Below are 12,970 nucleotides of genomic sequence, written 5' to 3'. Positions count from 1 at the left end.
TCTATCCTCCCAGTCTGCCAGGCGAACCATAGGCCGCAGTCGCACCTCCTCCGGTGCGAGCGGTATCGCCGTCAAAGCCACTCGATGTCGTTGAAGCCGCGGTTGATGTAGCCCCCCTTTGAGTAGGACTCGCCCTCGTAGCCGAAGATCGGCCAGAGCTCCTTCTGATTGTAGAGGCTTACGACAAGGTCGCCGCGAACGGCCTGGAAGAAGGGTGTCGTCTCGATATCGCGCAGGATCGCCACACGGTCGTCCTCCCAGCCAAGGGCGCGATAGCCGCCCGGTCCCGCCCGCTTATCGAGATCGGCGATGCCCTCCTCGATCAGCGTCTTGTGGGCAGCATCCGTGCCGGCCTTGGTGTCCTGCCCCTTTACGGCGATGGCATAGAAGCGATCGGCAAGATTGTCGTGCGGATAGATGTCCCGGGCGAGCACGATCAGCGTTGCCATGGTCTCGGGTTTGAGCGCCGTGGTTTCTAACCCCCAGGCGTAGGTGGGACAGAGCACAGCATTGCCGCTGACGAGCAGCACCGCCCCCGCGGTTCCGCGCTTCAGGAGCTCGCGGCGCGATAGTCCCGGCCGTTTCTCGTAGATCGTGGTCATAAATGTTCCTCCCTTGCTGGCCTTGAAGCACCTCTCCTCAGGGGTGCACATGCAAGGCGGCGGACCGAGGCCCGCCGCCTGCAAATTCACTTGAAGCGGCCATGCCTCTGCAGCACTTCGATCTTGTAGCCGTCGGGATCGGCCATGAAGAAGAAGCGCGCAAGCAGAGCGCCGTCGCGATTGAATTCAACGATCTTGTTGGGGTTGAGCCCGGCATCCGTGACGCGGACGTGGGCTGCGTCGAGGTCGTCCACGGAGACGGCGAGATGGCCATAGCCGTCGCCCAGCGCATAGGGCTCGGTCCGTCCCTTGTTGATGGTGAGTTCCAGTTCGAACTCGCTCTCGGGATTGCTCAGATAAACGAGCGTGAAGGTCTCGAAATCGAGGCGTTCCGCGATGTCGAGCCCGAAGGCCTTCTTATAGAAATCCACCGACCGCGCTTCATCGAGAACACGGATCATCGAGTGTATTGCCTTTGCCAACTGGGCCTCCTGCACTGCCTGCACTTTCTGTCTGTTCGTGAAAATGCACCAATGGGCAGCGCGGTGGGTAGCAGCCCATTACCGCAAGCAGAATTTTTGCTTTCTGGAGCGCAAGAGGCAGTTTTTTCTTCGATGAGGGACCGCACAAAGAGAAATTGACCGCTGCAGAGACGCTGTTCATACTCAGCGCATAAGAACAAGAGCGGAGGTAATGCCATGTGTGAGGTCTTCGCGGGCCAGGACCCGCAGCGATACCGTGCGGTCAATCGATCGGTAAGGATTGGAGGCCACTCCACCAGCATCCAGATCGAGGCGGCCTTCTGGGATCTGATAGACGAAATCGCAGAGAACCAGAACATGTCGACGTCGCGGTTCCTCTCGACCCTCTATGACGAAGCGCTCGAGATTAACGGCTCTGTCTCGAATTTCGCCTCGCTCCTGCGTACAAGCTGTCTGATCTACCTGATGGGTGGCAATGCCAAGGGCGACAGCATGCGCCCATTCCACATCGTCGCAGCCGTGTAGGCACGCCGCCGGGCTTCGGGCTTGCTCCTGCACCGGAAATCCCGAGGCCCGTCCTTATTCCCATTGCGCAGTCCCCGACGATCTGCATCATCGATGCGCGGTCACCTGAAGGCGGGCCGTCGTTCAACGAGGGGACAGGTCATGGCAGGCAGGCTCAGTGGGAAGATTGCGATCATATCAGGCGGCGCGACGGGAATGGGCGGAGCGTCCTCGCGGCTCTTTGCCGCCGAGGGCGCCAAGGTGGCGATCATCGACCGCAACGGCGAGGCTGCCGCCCAGACGGTAGGCGAGATTCGCGCGGCGGGCGGCGAAGCCGAATACTGGGTCGCCGATGTTTCTGACGAAAGAGCGGTAAACGAAGCGGTCAGCGGCGTGGAAGCACGCTTCGGGCCGGTCACCGTCCTGTTCAATCATGCGGGAACAATCGTCATCAAGCCGTTTCTCGAGACCACGCTCGAGGAATGGGAATGGCTGCATGCCGTCAATGTCCGATCCATGTTTCTCATGACACGGGCGGTGCTGCCGGGGATGATCGCTGCCGGCGGCGGCTCGATCGTCTGCACCTCTTCGATATCAGCGGTTGCAGCTACGCCCATGGAGGTCCTCTACGATACGACCAAGGGTGCCGTGCATATGTTCGCCCGCGCGATCGGTGTCGAGTTCCGCGACCGTAACATCCGCTGCAACGCCGTCTGCCCAGGGTTCATCCGGACGCCGCACGGGCTTCGCGAGGTAGCGGAACTCACGGCGCACGGCGTGGATGTTTCGGAGGCGGCGATCGCCGCGCAGCAGGGCCGCATCGGCGAACCCGAGGACGTCGCGCGTGCCGCGCTGTATCTTGCAAGCGACGAGTCGAACTTTGTAAACGGAGCGCATCTCTTCGTAGACAACGGCTTCACGGCGATCTGAGGCTTCGCCTGCGTGTCCATGAGTTGCTGCATCGGGACGGCCGGTATCAGAACGTCGGCGGGGTATTGATCCAAAGGAGCACGGTCTCGCCGTCGTGCCGGTTGCGCCAAGAATGCTGCCTGCGGCTGTCGAAGTAGAGCGAGTCGCCCGGTCCGAGATCGTGGAACTCCTGGCCGTCCAGTATCATCTCGATACTGCCCGACAGCACATGGACGAACTCTTCTCCCTCGTGCCTGTAGGCTCCATCGCTGGAGGCACCGGGTGCGAGGACGAAGCGATGGCAGTCCATCATGTTTCGCCCGTCGGCCAGAACCTGCACCGTGACGCCCGGTGATGTTTCCGGCCAGAGCTTCCACTCTCCGGAGCGCACCAGGCTGCGGGTGTCGCCCTCTTCCTCTCCCGAGAGCTTCGAGACCGTCGTGCCGTAATAGTCCGCGAGGTCGTGCAGCATGCGGAAGGTCACGCCCTGGGAGGTTCTCTCGAATGTCGAGAGGACGGAGATGGCGAGGCCAACGTCTCCCGCGACCTGCTCCAGCGTCTTGCCGGCCGCATGCCGGAGGCTGCGGAGCTTTCTCCCGATGCCTTGCGGCGGCTCGCCCTCATGGGAAACGTGCTGTGCCCCTCCCCGGCAGTGTCTTCCGCTTCCAGTGCTTCGCGAATGGCGGCCGGATTGAGCCCACGCTCGGCACGATACCAGGCGATGCGCTTCAGCCTTGCAACATCTTCTCCGCTGTATTGACGGTGGCCGGTTTCCGAACGGCCGGGAACGACAAGACCCTGGCTTTCCCACAGGCGTAGCGTCGATGCCGACACCCCCGCCAGTCTTGCCGCTTCCGCCACCTTGTAGTTGACGGGCGCCGGATTGCCCATGAGCCAATTTCCCTGATTCTTGTGCTAGATTAGTATCGCAGACGGCTTTCGTTCGCGACCCCCTGCTATCGCGCAGGCCATGTTCGTTTCTTCGAAAATTCCATTTGCATTCTTACAGAAAAAATGTAGGTATTCCACTCATATCTTGCAGAAAAAATGCAAGTTATGCCTTCAGCTCCAAGCGCAGGATGCCCCATCATGACCTCGACCACCCTTACCGACCGCAAGAACGCCGCCATTTCCCGTGGTGTTGGCATGACGACCCAGATCTACGCAGATCGCGCTGAGAATGCCGAGATCTGGGACAAGGAAGGCAACCGCTACATCGATTTTGCCGCCGGCATTGCCGTCGTCAACACCGGGCATCGTCACCCGAGAGTGATCGAGGCAGTCAAGAAGCAGCTCGACCGTTTCACCCACACCTGCCACCAGGTAGTGCCGTACGAAAACTACGTCGAGCTTGCCGAGCGCCTCAACGCACTGACCCCCGGCGACTTTGCCAAGAAGACCATCTTCGTCACGACCGGTGCGGAAGCCGTCGAGAACGCCGTCAAGATCGCTCGCGCCGCAACCGGCCGCCAGGCGGTCGTCGCCTTCGGCGGCGGGTTCCACGGGCGTACCTTCATGGGCATGGCTCTGACGGGTAAGGTCGTCCCCTACAAGGTCGGCTTCGGCGCCATGCCGGGCGACGTCTTCCATGTGCCCTTCCCGATCGAACTGCAGGGCGTTTCTGCGGAGCAGTCGATGGCTGCAATCAAGCGGCTCTTCGCTGCCGACGTCGATCCGAACCGCGTGGCTGCGATCATTCTCGAGCCGGTGCAGGGCGAAGGCGGTTTCTATCCGGTGCCGACGGCCTTCCTCAAGCAAATCCGCGAGCTTTGCGACCAGCACGGCATTCTCCTGATCGCCGACGAAGTCCAAACCGGCTTTGCGCGCACGGGCAAGCTTTTTGCGATGGAGCATCACGGCATTGCAGCCGACCTGGTCACGATGGCCAAGGGGCTGGGTGGCGGCTTCCCGATTGCGGCGGTAACCGGCCGCGCCGAAATCATGGATGCTCCCGGCCCGGGCGGACTTGGCGGCACCTATGCCGGTAACCCGCTCGGCGTTGCAGCGGCGCACGCCGTCCTCGACGTGATCAAGGACGAGGATCTCTGCAATCGTGCGACCAGCCTTGGCAACCGGCTGAAGCAGCGCCTTGAATCGCTGCGCGAAAAGGCTCCGGAAATCGTGGACATCCGCGGTCCGGGCTTCATGAACGCAGTGGAGTTCAACGACGCGACCACCAAGCTGCCGAGCGCCGAATTCGCCAACAAGGTGCGGCTGAAGGCACTCGACAAGGGTCTCATCCTTCTGACCTGCGGCGTGCACGGAAACGTCATCCGCTTCCTCGCGCCGCTGACCATCCAGGACGAGGTGTTCGCGGAAGCGCTCGACATTCTCGAAGCCTCCATCCTGGAAGCACGCACCGCCTGATAGGGCGGAGCGCAATTCTCTCTCACGATCGAAGCAGCGCCCGGGGCATGTTCCCGGGCGGAGCCTGCTTCATGCCTGAAGGAATGACGAAATGGCCTTCTATGACGCACTGACCAGACATCTCAAGTCGACGGAATTCCTGCGCGACTGTGGCTATGTGAACGGCAACTGGATCGGAGGGAACGGGACCGAGACATTCGACGTCCTCAATCCCGCAACCGGCGAGAGGCTCGCGACGCTTCCCGAAATGGGTGCTGCCGAGACCGCTGCGGCGATCGACGCCGCATATGTGGCCCAGGTCGGCTGGGCGGCCAGGCCTGCCAAGGACCGCAGCGCGGTGCTGCGCAAGTGGCATGACCTCATGATCGCGAACGCCGACGAACTGGCCGCAATCCTGACGGCCGAAATGGGCAAGCCGCTCCCCGAAGCGAAGGGCGAAATCCTCTACGCCGCCTCCTATGTGGAATGGTACGCGGAGGAAGCAAAGCGGATCAACGGCGAGACCATCCCTGCCCCGAGTGCAGATCGCCGGATGTTCGTCATCAAGCAGCCGGTGGGCGTCGTCGGCACGATCACACCCTGGAACTTCCCCGCGGCAATGATCGCACGCAAGGTCGCGCCGGCGCTCGCGGTCGGCTGCACGGTCGTCTCCAAGCCTGCGGAACAGACCCCGCTCTCGGCAATCGCGCTTGCGGTGCTGGCTGAGAAGGCCGGACTTCCCGCGGGCGTCTTCAATGTGATCCTCGGCACGGATGGCCCCGCCATCGGCAAGGAGATCTGCTTCAATCCGAAGGTGCGCAAGATCAGCTTCACCGGCTCGACCGAGGTCGGCCGCATCCTGATGCGCCAGTGCTCCGACCAGATCAAGAAGGTGAGCCTGGAACTCGGTGGCAACGCGCCCTTCATCGTTTTCGACGACGCGGATATCGATGCGGCGGTCGAAGGTGCCCTGATGTCGAAGTACCGCAATGCGGGCCAGACCTGCGTTTGCGCCAACCGGATCTATGTGCAGTCGAACGTTTATGACGCTTTCGCCGAAAAGCTGGCCCGCAAGGTTCGCGAATTTTCGGTCGGAAACGGCTTCGAGAAAGGCATCTCGATCGGTCCGCTGATAGAGGAGGCTGCCATCGCCAAGGTCGAGGCGCACATTGCCGATGCCGTTGCCAAGGGTGCAAAGGTGATTGCCGGCGGAGAGCGTATCGCCGGGGAAGGAACGTTCTTCGAGCCGACGATCTTGACCGGGGTTGATCGCACCATGGCCGTGGCGCGCGAGGAGACTTTCGGCCCCGTCGCTCCTCTCTTCCGTTTCGACACGGTCGAGGACGTGATCGCCCAGGCCAACGACACAGAGTTCGGTCTTGCCGCCTACTTCTATGCCGGTGATCTTCGCAAGGTCTGGAAGGTCGCAGAGGCTCTGGAATACGGCATGGTCGGCATCAACACCGGGCTGATCTCCTCCGAGGCTGCACCGTTCGGCGGTATCAAGCAATCGGGTCTCGGCCGCGAAGGCTCAAGCCATGGTGCCGACGACTATCTGGAGATGAAATATCTCTGCATGGGCAACGTAGCCTAAGCCCGATCAGAAATGGAACCCTCCCGCCGTCGGCGGGAGGGTTCATTGAGGCTCATGCGGCACTGCTCTTGCGGACCGCGGAGAGCCGATCCGCCACTTGTCGGATTCCGGATACCTGGCATATAGCGCCATGCACCTCCTCAGAGGATATGCTGATGCATGGTCCGACGCGCCGCAGCCCGCTGGCGGCGGTAAAGGTCACTCTCGCTCATATGGCTTCAGGGTCTGCTCTATGGCGCCGAAGATCGAGTGGCCGGTCTTGTCCTTCATCTCGATGCGCACGGTGTCGCCGAACTTCATGAATGGCGTTTTCGGCGCTCCCGTCTCGATCGTTTCTATGGTCCGGACCTCGGCTATGCAGGAGTAGCCGACGCCGCCGGCGGAAATCGGCTTGCCGGGGCCGCCATCAAGCTTGTTGGAGACGGTGCCGGAACCGATGATCGAGCCTGCGACGAGCGGACGGGTCTTGGCCGCATGGGCGATGAGCTGCCCGAAATCGAAGGTCATGTCTATTCCGGTGTCGGCCTTTCCGAAGGGCTTTGCATTGAGGCTGACAAGCAGCGGGAGGTGCAGCTTGCCGCCATCCCAGGCGTCACCGAGTTCGTCCGGGGAGACCGCCACGGGTGAGAAAGCGGAAGAGGGTTTTGACTGGAAGAAACCGAAACCCTTCGCAAGCTCTGCGGGTATGAGGCCGCGCAGCGAGACGTCGTTGACGAGCATGATGAGCCGGATCGCTGCGCGCGCCTCCTCTGCGCCGGTACCCATCGGCACGTCGTCGACGATGACGGCGACCTCCCCTTCCATGTCGATGCCATAGGCCTCGTCGGCCATGACGATTGGATCGCGCGGGCCAAGGAAACTGTCCGAGCCTCCCTGGTACATCAACGGATCTGTCCAGAAGCTCGCAGGCATCTCGGCATTGCGCGCACGGCGCACCAGCTCGACGTGGTTGACATAGGCCGAACCGTCCGCCCACTGGAATGCGCGCGGAAGGGGTGAAGACGTCTCGTGTTCATGGAAGCGCATTGTCGGTTGCGAGCCGGTCTCCATCCCCTCGGCCACGCGGGCGAGCCGCGGTCCGACGTGCGCCCAGTCGTCGAGCGCAGCCTGCAGCGTGCGGGCAATATGGCCGACCTCCGAGCAGCGCGTGAGGTCCTTCGATACAACGACCAACTTGCCATCGCGGGTACTGTCCTTGAGTGTTGCGAGTTTCATGCGCCCTCCCTTGAGCTTGTCTTCGCACGCGCCAGTATGTCATCTTCGCGCCGACCCGTCCCCTCCCCTTAAATGCGGTGGAGAAATCCGTCGCGTTTCATCCAGGAAAGCCCATCCGTTGAACCGTACCGTGCTCAGATCCGTAGGTGTGGCGGCGGCCGCCATCGGTGTTACAGCTGTAATCCTGCATCTGATGGGTCGCATCTGGATCTGCAAATGCGGTTATGTGAAGCTCTGGCACGGCGTGGTCGTCTCCTCGGAAAACTCCCAGCACCTTTCGGACTGGTACACGCCGAGCCATATCATCCATGGCATCCTGTTCTATGCGCTGTTCACGGCTCTGCTGCCCCGCGTGAGCATAACCCTCCGGCTGGCGCTGGCGCTGCTCGTCGAATGCGCCTGGGAGATCTTCGAGAACACCGATCTCATCATCAACCGCTATCGCGAGGCGACAATCTCGCTCGATTACTACGGCGACAGCATCATCAATTCGGCGGCCGACATAGCGGCAATGGTGATCGGGTTCTTCCTCGCCTCGCGGCTGCCGGTGTGGGCAAGCGTCGCCATCATCGTCTTCTTCGAGGCGCTGACGACATGGCTGATCCGCGATGGATTGGCCCTGAACATCCTCATGCTCGTCTGGCCCCTCGAAGCGGTGAAGCAATGGCAGGGCGGCTGATCGGCTTCTTGCGCTGAAGAACGGCTCCACCCTCACTTGATGCCCGGCGTGCCGTCGAACTTGCGCTCCAGGCCGTCCCAGCATTCGAGGTAATTCTCCTGGAGCGTCTCCAGCTCGGCGGCAAACCTCGTAAGCTGCTGCGGGTAGCGGGTCTCGAACATGAACGCCATGGTGTGATCGAGCTTCACCGGTTTCAACTCGCTGTTCGAGGCTTTCTCGAAGCCCATCGTGTCCGGCCCGTGGGGTAGCATCATGTTATGCAGGCTCATGGCGCCTGGGACGAAGCCCTCCTCCTTTGCATCGTACTGGCCGTGTATCAGTCCCATGAACTCACTCATGATGTTGCGGTGATACCAGGGGGGACGGAACGTGTGCTCTGCAACGAGCCAGCGCGGCGGGAAGATGACGAAATCGACGTTGGCCGTCCCAGCTTCCTCCGTGGGGGCTGTCAGAACCGTGAAGATCGACGGGTCCGGATGGTCGAACAGGATCGCCCCGACCGGCGAGAACGTGCGCAGGTCATACTTGAACGGCACGTAATTGCCGTGCCAGGCCACCACATCAAGCGGCGAATGGCCGATCTCGGTGATGTAGAACTTGCCGCACCATTTTACGTGCACGCGGCAGGGGGTCTCCTTGTCTTCGAAGGCTGCGACCGGCGTCTTGAAATCACGCGGATTGGCGAGGCAATTGGCTCCGATCGGGCCGCGATCGGGCATGGTGAACTTGGCGCCGTAGTTCTCGCAGACATAGCCCCGCCAGCTCTCCCCCTCCCCCTGACGGGAAACCTTGAACATCATGCCGCGCGGGATCAGGCAGATCTCCGATGGCTCGATATCCATGATGCCCATCTCCGTGAAGATGCGCAGGCTGCCCATCTGAGGCACGATCAACAGCTCTCCGTCGGCGTTGAAGAAGTAGTCGTCCACCATGTCGGCGTTGAAGATATAGGCGTGTGCTGCCATGCCGACCTGCGTCAGGACGTCCCCTGCGGCCGTCATCGTGCGAATGCCTTCGGGGAAGGTCAACTCCTCCGTCGGCTCAGGCAACGGTCCCCAGCGCAACTGGCCGAGGGGGAGCGAATGATCGTCGATGCAGGGCGCCGACTTCCAATAGGGACAGGATGCGTTGGAGAAACGACGGGTATGGCGAACGCTCGGACGGATCCTGTAGAGCCAGGAGCGTTCGTTCGTGCCGCGGGGGCCGTGAAGGGCGATCCCGAAAGCTGTTCTGCATAGAGGCCGTAGTTGCATTTCTGTGGACTGTTCTGGCCTTGCGGCAAGGCGCCCGGTAGCGACTCTGTCTCGAAGTCGTTACCGAAACCCGGCATGTATTTTACGCTGTTGGTGCTCGCCGCGCTTTCCGCTGTTGCGTCTTCGGTCCTGTCCAGCATGGCTTGCACCTCCTCTGCAATACTGCCATACACGTGAATTAGTTACACTCGTAACTGTCTATTTTGTAACTATCAAGGCGACGGCATGGACGGAGATTTTCACCTCGAGGCCTTCATGCCCTACAGGCTCAATCGCGCGGCGGAGCTCGTCAGCATACGCTTTGCCGCGCAATACAAGGCCCGCTACGACATGACCCGTCCGGAATGGCGCACGCTTGCGGCGCTCGGGTCATACGGACGGATGACGGCGACGGCAGTGGGGGCAAACTCCTCGATGCACAAGACCAAGGTCAGTCGCGCGGTTAAAGGGCTGGAAGATCGGCGGTGGTTGCGCAGGACGGAGGATCTCGACGACCGGCGCGTGGAGCACCTCGAGCTGACACCGGCGGGGCTACGCATCTTTCGCGAAATGGTGGAGATGGCGCAGAGCTACGAGCGCGAGCTTTCCGGCCTGTTGGGAGCGGCGGGTCTGAAGCAGCTGGAGGCGGGCATGGCAGCCATTGAAAGGGCGATGGTTACGGCCATCGATGTCCGTGAGACTTCGTCGAAAGGAGCGGATAGATAGCAGTCCCGGCCTTGGCCGAATTAAAAGCAGTGCGGTCTATCCAGTTGCGCTTGAACCATTGCTGCGAAAATTCCCGGAGAGAAGCGATTCAGATCTTACATTGGACGGTGCGTGGCCGAGTGGGCTGTCACCGGCCGCGACCGATTTCCCCTCCTCTCCCCAGCGTCGACTATACCTTTGCGATAAACCGTTTGACCCTTTGGGCAAATCAGTTGAAAACGGTCGCGACGGATTTTTCCCGATGAATCAATATTAACCGTCGGAATGACATGGAAAATACTTTGAGAACCCAATCGCTCGCCGAGGCCTCAGGCGCCAAGATCATGCGCCATTCCCAGCTGCTCTCGGCACAATTGCAGCACCTGCGCCAGCAGATGTATCCGCCGGAGGCAATGAAGTCGCTCAAGACCTTCTCGTCGCGCGATGCGGCGGCACTGCTTGGAGTGGCGGAGTCGACCCTGAGGCAGATGTCTCTCGATGGCGAGGCAGCTATCCCCGATCGCCAGGACAATGGTCGACGGTTCTACACGCTTTCCCAGCTGAACCAGATCCGGTCCTATCTTGCCAACCGCCGTCCGTCGGACGCCCTGCAGTTCATGCCCCGTCGGCGCCCCGAAGACAAGCTGCAGGTTCTCGCGATCGCCAACTTCAAGGGCGGCTCGGCCAAGACGACGACCACGGTGCATCTGGCGCACTATCTTGCCCTTCAGGGCCTGCGCGTGCTCGCCATCGACCTTGACCCCCAGGCATCCCTCTCCACCATGTTCGGCTATCAGCCGGAGTTCGATGTTGCCTCGAACCAGACGCTCTATGCTGCAATCCGCTACGACGACGCGGAGCGGCTGCCTCTGCGCTCGGTGATCCGGGAAACCTATTTCGACGGTGTCCATATCTTGCCCGGCAATCTCGAGCTCATGGAGTACGAGCACGAAACGCCTCAGGCGATTGCAAAGGGCCTGTCGAGGGGCGACGGCATGTTCTTCCGGCGACTGAAGACGGTACTCGCCGAAGTCGACGAAGACTACGATGTGGTCCTGATCGACGCGCCCCCTCAGCTCGGTTACCTGACGCTTGGGGCGCTATATGCGGCGACGGGCCTGCTCATCACCGTCCATCCGGCCATGCTGGATGTGGCTTCCATGAACCAGTTCCTGGCCATGACCAGTGACATTCTCGATGTGATCGAGGAGGCCGGCGGCGAACTCGAGCACGACTTCATCCGCTACGTGCTGACCCGGCACAATCCGCATGACGTGCCCCAGGTCAACGTGGTCGCGCTGCTGCGCTCGCTTTTCGGCGAGGACGTGCTGGCGGCTTCGGTCGTGGACACCACCGCAATCGCCAGTGCGGGGCTCGAAAAGAAAAGCCTCTACGAGATAACCCGAGGCAGCATCGGGCGTGATACTCTGAACCGTGCGCTCGAATCGGTGGATGCCGTGAACGCCGAGATCTTCCAACACATCAGAAAAGTCTGGGGACGCCCGTGAACAATGCCAGCGACCGCTCCAAGAAAATGAAAGCCATGTTCGGCGGCATCAACCCCGCCGAGCTTGCCCAGTCGGTAGCGCCCTCGCCTCTTTCGCAAACCGGGCGCCGGGTTTCGTCCGGTGCCGTTCGCTCGATGCAGGATTCGTTTTCGGCGATCGAAGACGAGAACGTGCGGCTGCGCGAGCAGCTCAGCAATGCCGAGGCGATCATCGACATACCTGCCGAACGGATCGACCCATCCTTCGTCAAGGATCGCATGGATGACGAGAGCGATCCCCGTTTCGAGGATCTCGTGTCGAGCATGCGTGAGCATGGGCAGCAAGTCCCTATCCTCGTGCGGCCGCACCCCACGGCTGCCGATCGCTACCAGATTGCCTATGGCCATCGCCGTTGGCGTGCGGCAGACCGCCTTGCCCGCCCGGTCAAGGCGATCGTCCGCACCCTCACCGACGATGCTCTCGTGGTCGCGCAGGGCAAGGAGAACACGGAGCGGAAGGACCTCTCGTTCATCGAGCAGGCGCTGTTCGCGCAGGAACTGAAGGAGCGCAGCTTCGACCGCCAGACGATCGCAGCGGCTCTCGGGCGCGGCGAGGACCGGGGGCTGGCCTACATCTCGATCCTGACGTCGCTCGCAAGCAGCCTGCCGCAAGACCTCGTTCGCAGGATCGGCCCCGCGCCAAAAACGGGACGACCCAAGTGGGAAAAGCTGGCGACGCATTTTACCGACCGCAAACTGCCGGCCGCGCGTAGCTCCGCAGCCAACGGACTGATGTCGTCCGAGAAGTGGCAGGCCGCGGATAGCGACAGCCGCTTCGCCATGTTGCTTGCTGTCCTTGAAAGCAAGGAGAAGGTTCCGGCCGCAAAGAGCGTGGTCAAGGCATCAAGCGGCCGCGACGCAGTCAGCATCGAGCGCAATGGAACGGTCACGCGATTCGCAATCGATGATCGTAATGTTAAGGGGCTCGCGGACTGGCTTGCCGCAAAGCTGCCCGAACTCGTCGCCCGCTTCGAGCAGGACGGGCACTGACCCGTCTTGCCTGGGAGGCGCCGCACCGGAGCGCCTCCCGATTGCCGCTTGACTCCCCGTTTCAGGGGCTGAGTCGAATCGGTTCTTCTATTTATCTGAAAATAAACGAAAAAATTGAAGGGCGTTTCAGCTGTAACGCAGCCCCTGCCCTTCGGGGTGCTTTTTA

At 61.5% G+C, this 12,970-nt stretch carries 11 protein-coding genes and 2 pseudogenes; 8 read left to right on the top strand and 5 right to left on the bottom strand.

Features of this window, described 5'->3' with window-relative positions:
• Positions 1 to 71: 71 nt before the first annotated feature.
• Positions 72 to 602 carry a gluconate 2-dehydrogenase subunit 3 family protein gene (locus F3Y30_RS22470; RefSeq protein ID WP_203427383.1) on the bottom strand — a complete coding sequence of 177 codons (531 nt, stop codon included), beginning with the start codon at positions 600 to 602 and terminating at the stop codon, positions 72 to 74.
• Between the two features lie 86 nt (positions 603 to 688).
• The gene (locus F3Y30_RS22465; RefSeq protein ID WP_203427382.1) at positions 689 to 1,084 is read right to left on the bottom strand and encodes a VOC family protein; all 396 of its coding nucleotides are present in this window, start codon (positions 1,082 to 1,084) and stop codon (positions 689 to 691) included.
• A 216-nt stretch (positions 1,085 to 1,300) separates the two neighbouring features.
• Between F3Y30_RS22465 and F3Y30_RS22460 the strand changes: the two genes are divergently transcribed.
• Entirely contained in the window at positions 1,301 to 1,609 is a 309-nt protein-coding gene (locus F3Y30_RS22460; RefSeq protein WP_203427381.1) for a ribbon-helix-helix domain-containing protein, read from the top strand.
• Between the two features lie 141 nt (positions 1,610 to 1,750).
• Positions 1,751 to 2,518, top strand: a complete 768-nt coding sequence (locus F3Y30_RS22455; RefSeq protein ID WP_203427380.1) for an SDR family oxidoreductase — start codon at positions 1,751 to 1,753, stop codon at positions 2,516 to 2,518.
• A gap of 46 nt (positions 2,519 to 2,564) precedes the next feature.
• On the opposite strand, the pseudogene F3Y30_RS22450 reads toward F3Y30_RS22455, so the two are convergent.
• A pseudogene (locus F3Y30_RS22450) lies at positions 2,565 to 3,388 on the bottom strand (MerR family transcriptional regulator).
• A 198-nt stretch (positions 3,389 to 3,586) separates the two neighbouring features.
• On the opposite strand from F3Y30_RS22450, the gene F3Y30_RS22445 reads away from it, so the two are divergent.
• Together F3Y30_RS22445 and F3Y30_RS22440 are read left to right on the top strand one after the other, a co-directional pair.
• Positions 3,587 to 4,864, top strand: coding sequence for a 4-aminobutyrate--2-oxoglutarate transaminase (locus tag F3Y30_RS22445; RefSeq protein ID WP_203427379.1), 1,278 nt, complete (start codon positions 3,587 to 3,589; stop codon positions 4,862 to 4,864).
• A 91-nt stretch (positions 4,865 to 4,955) separates the two neighbouring features.
• Complete coding sequence (locus F3Y30_RS22440; protein WP_203427378.1) at positions 4,956 to 6,437, top strand: NAD-dependent succinate-semialdehyde dehydrogenase; 1,482 nt, start codon at positions 4,956 to 4,958, stop codon at positions 6,435 to 6,437.
• A gap of 198 nt (positions 6,438 to 6,635) precedes the next feature.
• On the opposite strand, the gene F3Y30_RS22435 is transcribed toward F3Y30_RS22440, so the two are convergent.
• Positions 6,636 to 7,652 (bottom strand): fumarylacetoacetate hydrolase family protein, encoded by a 1,017-nt coding sequence (locus tag F3Y30_RS22435; protein ID WP_203427377.1) that lies wholly within the window; start codon positions 7,650 to 7,652, stop codon positions 6,636 to 6,638.
• 118 nt (positions 7,653 to 7,770) lie between these two features.
• Here F3Y30_RS22435 and F3Y30_RS22430 point away from each other — a divergent pair, with 118 nt between their 5' ends.
• Positions 7,771 to 8,331: a DUF2585 domain-containing protein gene (locus F3Y30_RS22430; RefSeq protein ID WP_246753062.1), complete on the top strand. Its 561-nt coding sequence runs from the start codon at positions 7,771 to 7,773 to the stop codon at positions 8,329 to 8,331.
• Positions 8,332 to 8,363: 32 nt separating this feature from the next.
• Here F3Y30_RS22430 and hmgA read toward each other — a convergent pair.
• Positions 8,364 to 9,721, bottom strand: a pseudogene (gene hmgA, locus F3Y30_RS22425) (homogentisate 1,2-dioxygenase).
• An 88-nt stretch (positions 9,722 to 9,809) separates the two neighbouring features.
• Here hmgA and F3Y30_RS22420 point away from each other — a divergent pair.
• The 3 genes from F3Y30_RS22420 (at position 9,810) to repB (ending at position 12,804) form a co-directional block, all read left to right on the top strand.
• Entirely contained in the window at positions 9,810 to 10,289 is a 480-nt protein-coding gene (locus tag F3Y30_RS22420) for a MarR family transcriptional regulator (protein ID WP_203427375.1), read from the top strand.
• A 269-nt stretch (positions 10,290 to 10,558) separates the two neighbouring features.
• Positions 10,559 to 11,776: a plasmid partitioning protein RepA gene (gene repA, locus F3Y30_RS22415; RefSeq protein WP_203427374.1), complete on the top strand. Its 1,218-nt coding sequence runs from the start codon at positions 10,559 to 10,561 to the stop codon at positions 11,774 to 11,776.
• Positions 11,773 to 12,804: a plasmid partitioning protein RepB gene (repB, locus tag F3Y30_RS22410; RefSeq protein ID WP_246753061.1), complete on the top strand. Its 1,032-nt coding sequence runs from the start codon at positions 11,773 to 11,775 to the stop codon at positions 12,802 to 12,804. Before repA ends, repB begins: the two co-directional genes overlap by 4 nt.
• The last annotated feature ends 166 nt before the right edge of the window (positions 12,805 to 12,970 follow it).

Source organism: Sinorhizobium sp. BG8 (assembly GCF_016864555.1).
GTDB lineage: Bacteria > Pseudomonadota > Alphaproteobacteria > Rhizobiales > Rhizobiaceae > BG8.
The sequence above is the reverse complement of the archived record's forward strand: the minus strand, read 5'-3'. Positions and strand labels throughout refer to the sequence as shown.

What these genes read in the sequence shown, in the direction of transcription:
- F3Y30_RS22445 (WP_203427379.1), top strand. Translation starts at nt 3,587, where the DNA reads ATGACCTCGACCACCCTTACCGACCGCAAGAACGCCGCCATTTCCCGT.
- F3Y30_RS22420 (WP_203427375.1), top strand. Translation starts at nt 9,810, where the DNA reads ATGGACGGAGATTTTCACCTCGAGGCCTTCATGCCCTACAGGCTCAAT.
- F3Y30_RS22460 (WP_203427381.1), top strand. Translation starts at nt 1,301, where the DNA reads ATGTGTGAGGTCTTCGCGGGCCAGGACCCGCAGCGATACCGTGCGGTC.
- F3Y30_RS22470 (WP_203427383.1), bottom strand. Translation starts at nt 602, where the DNA reads ATGACCACGATCTACGAGAAACGGCCGGGACTATCGCGCCGCGAGCTC.
- F3Y30_RS22440 (WP_203427378.1), top strand. Translation starts at nt 4,956, where the DNA reads ATGGCCTTCTATGACGCACTGACCAGACATCTCAAGTCGACGGAATTC.
- F3Y30_RS22435 (WP_203427377.1), bottom strand. Translation starts at nt 7,652, where the DNA reads ATGAAACTCGCAACACTCAAGGACAGTACCCGCGATGGCAAGTTGGTC.
- repA (WP_203427374.1), top strand. Translation starts at nt 10,559, where the DNA reads ATGGAAAATACTTTGAGAACCCAATCGCTCGCCGAGGCCTCAGGCGCC.
- F3Y30_RS22455 (WP_203427380.1), top strand. Translation starts at nt 1,751, where the DNA reads ATGGCAGGCAGGCTCAGTGGGAAGATTGCGATCATATCAGGCGGCGCG.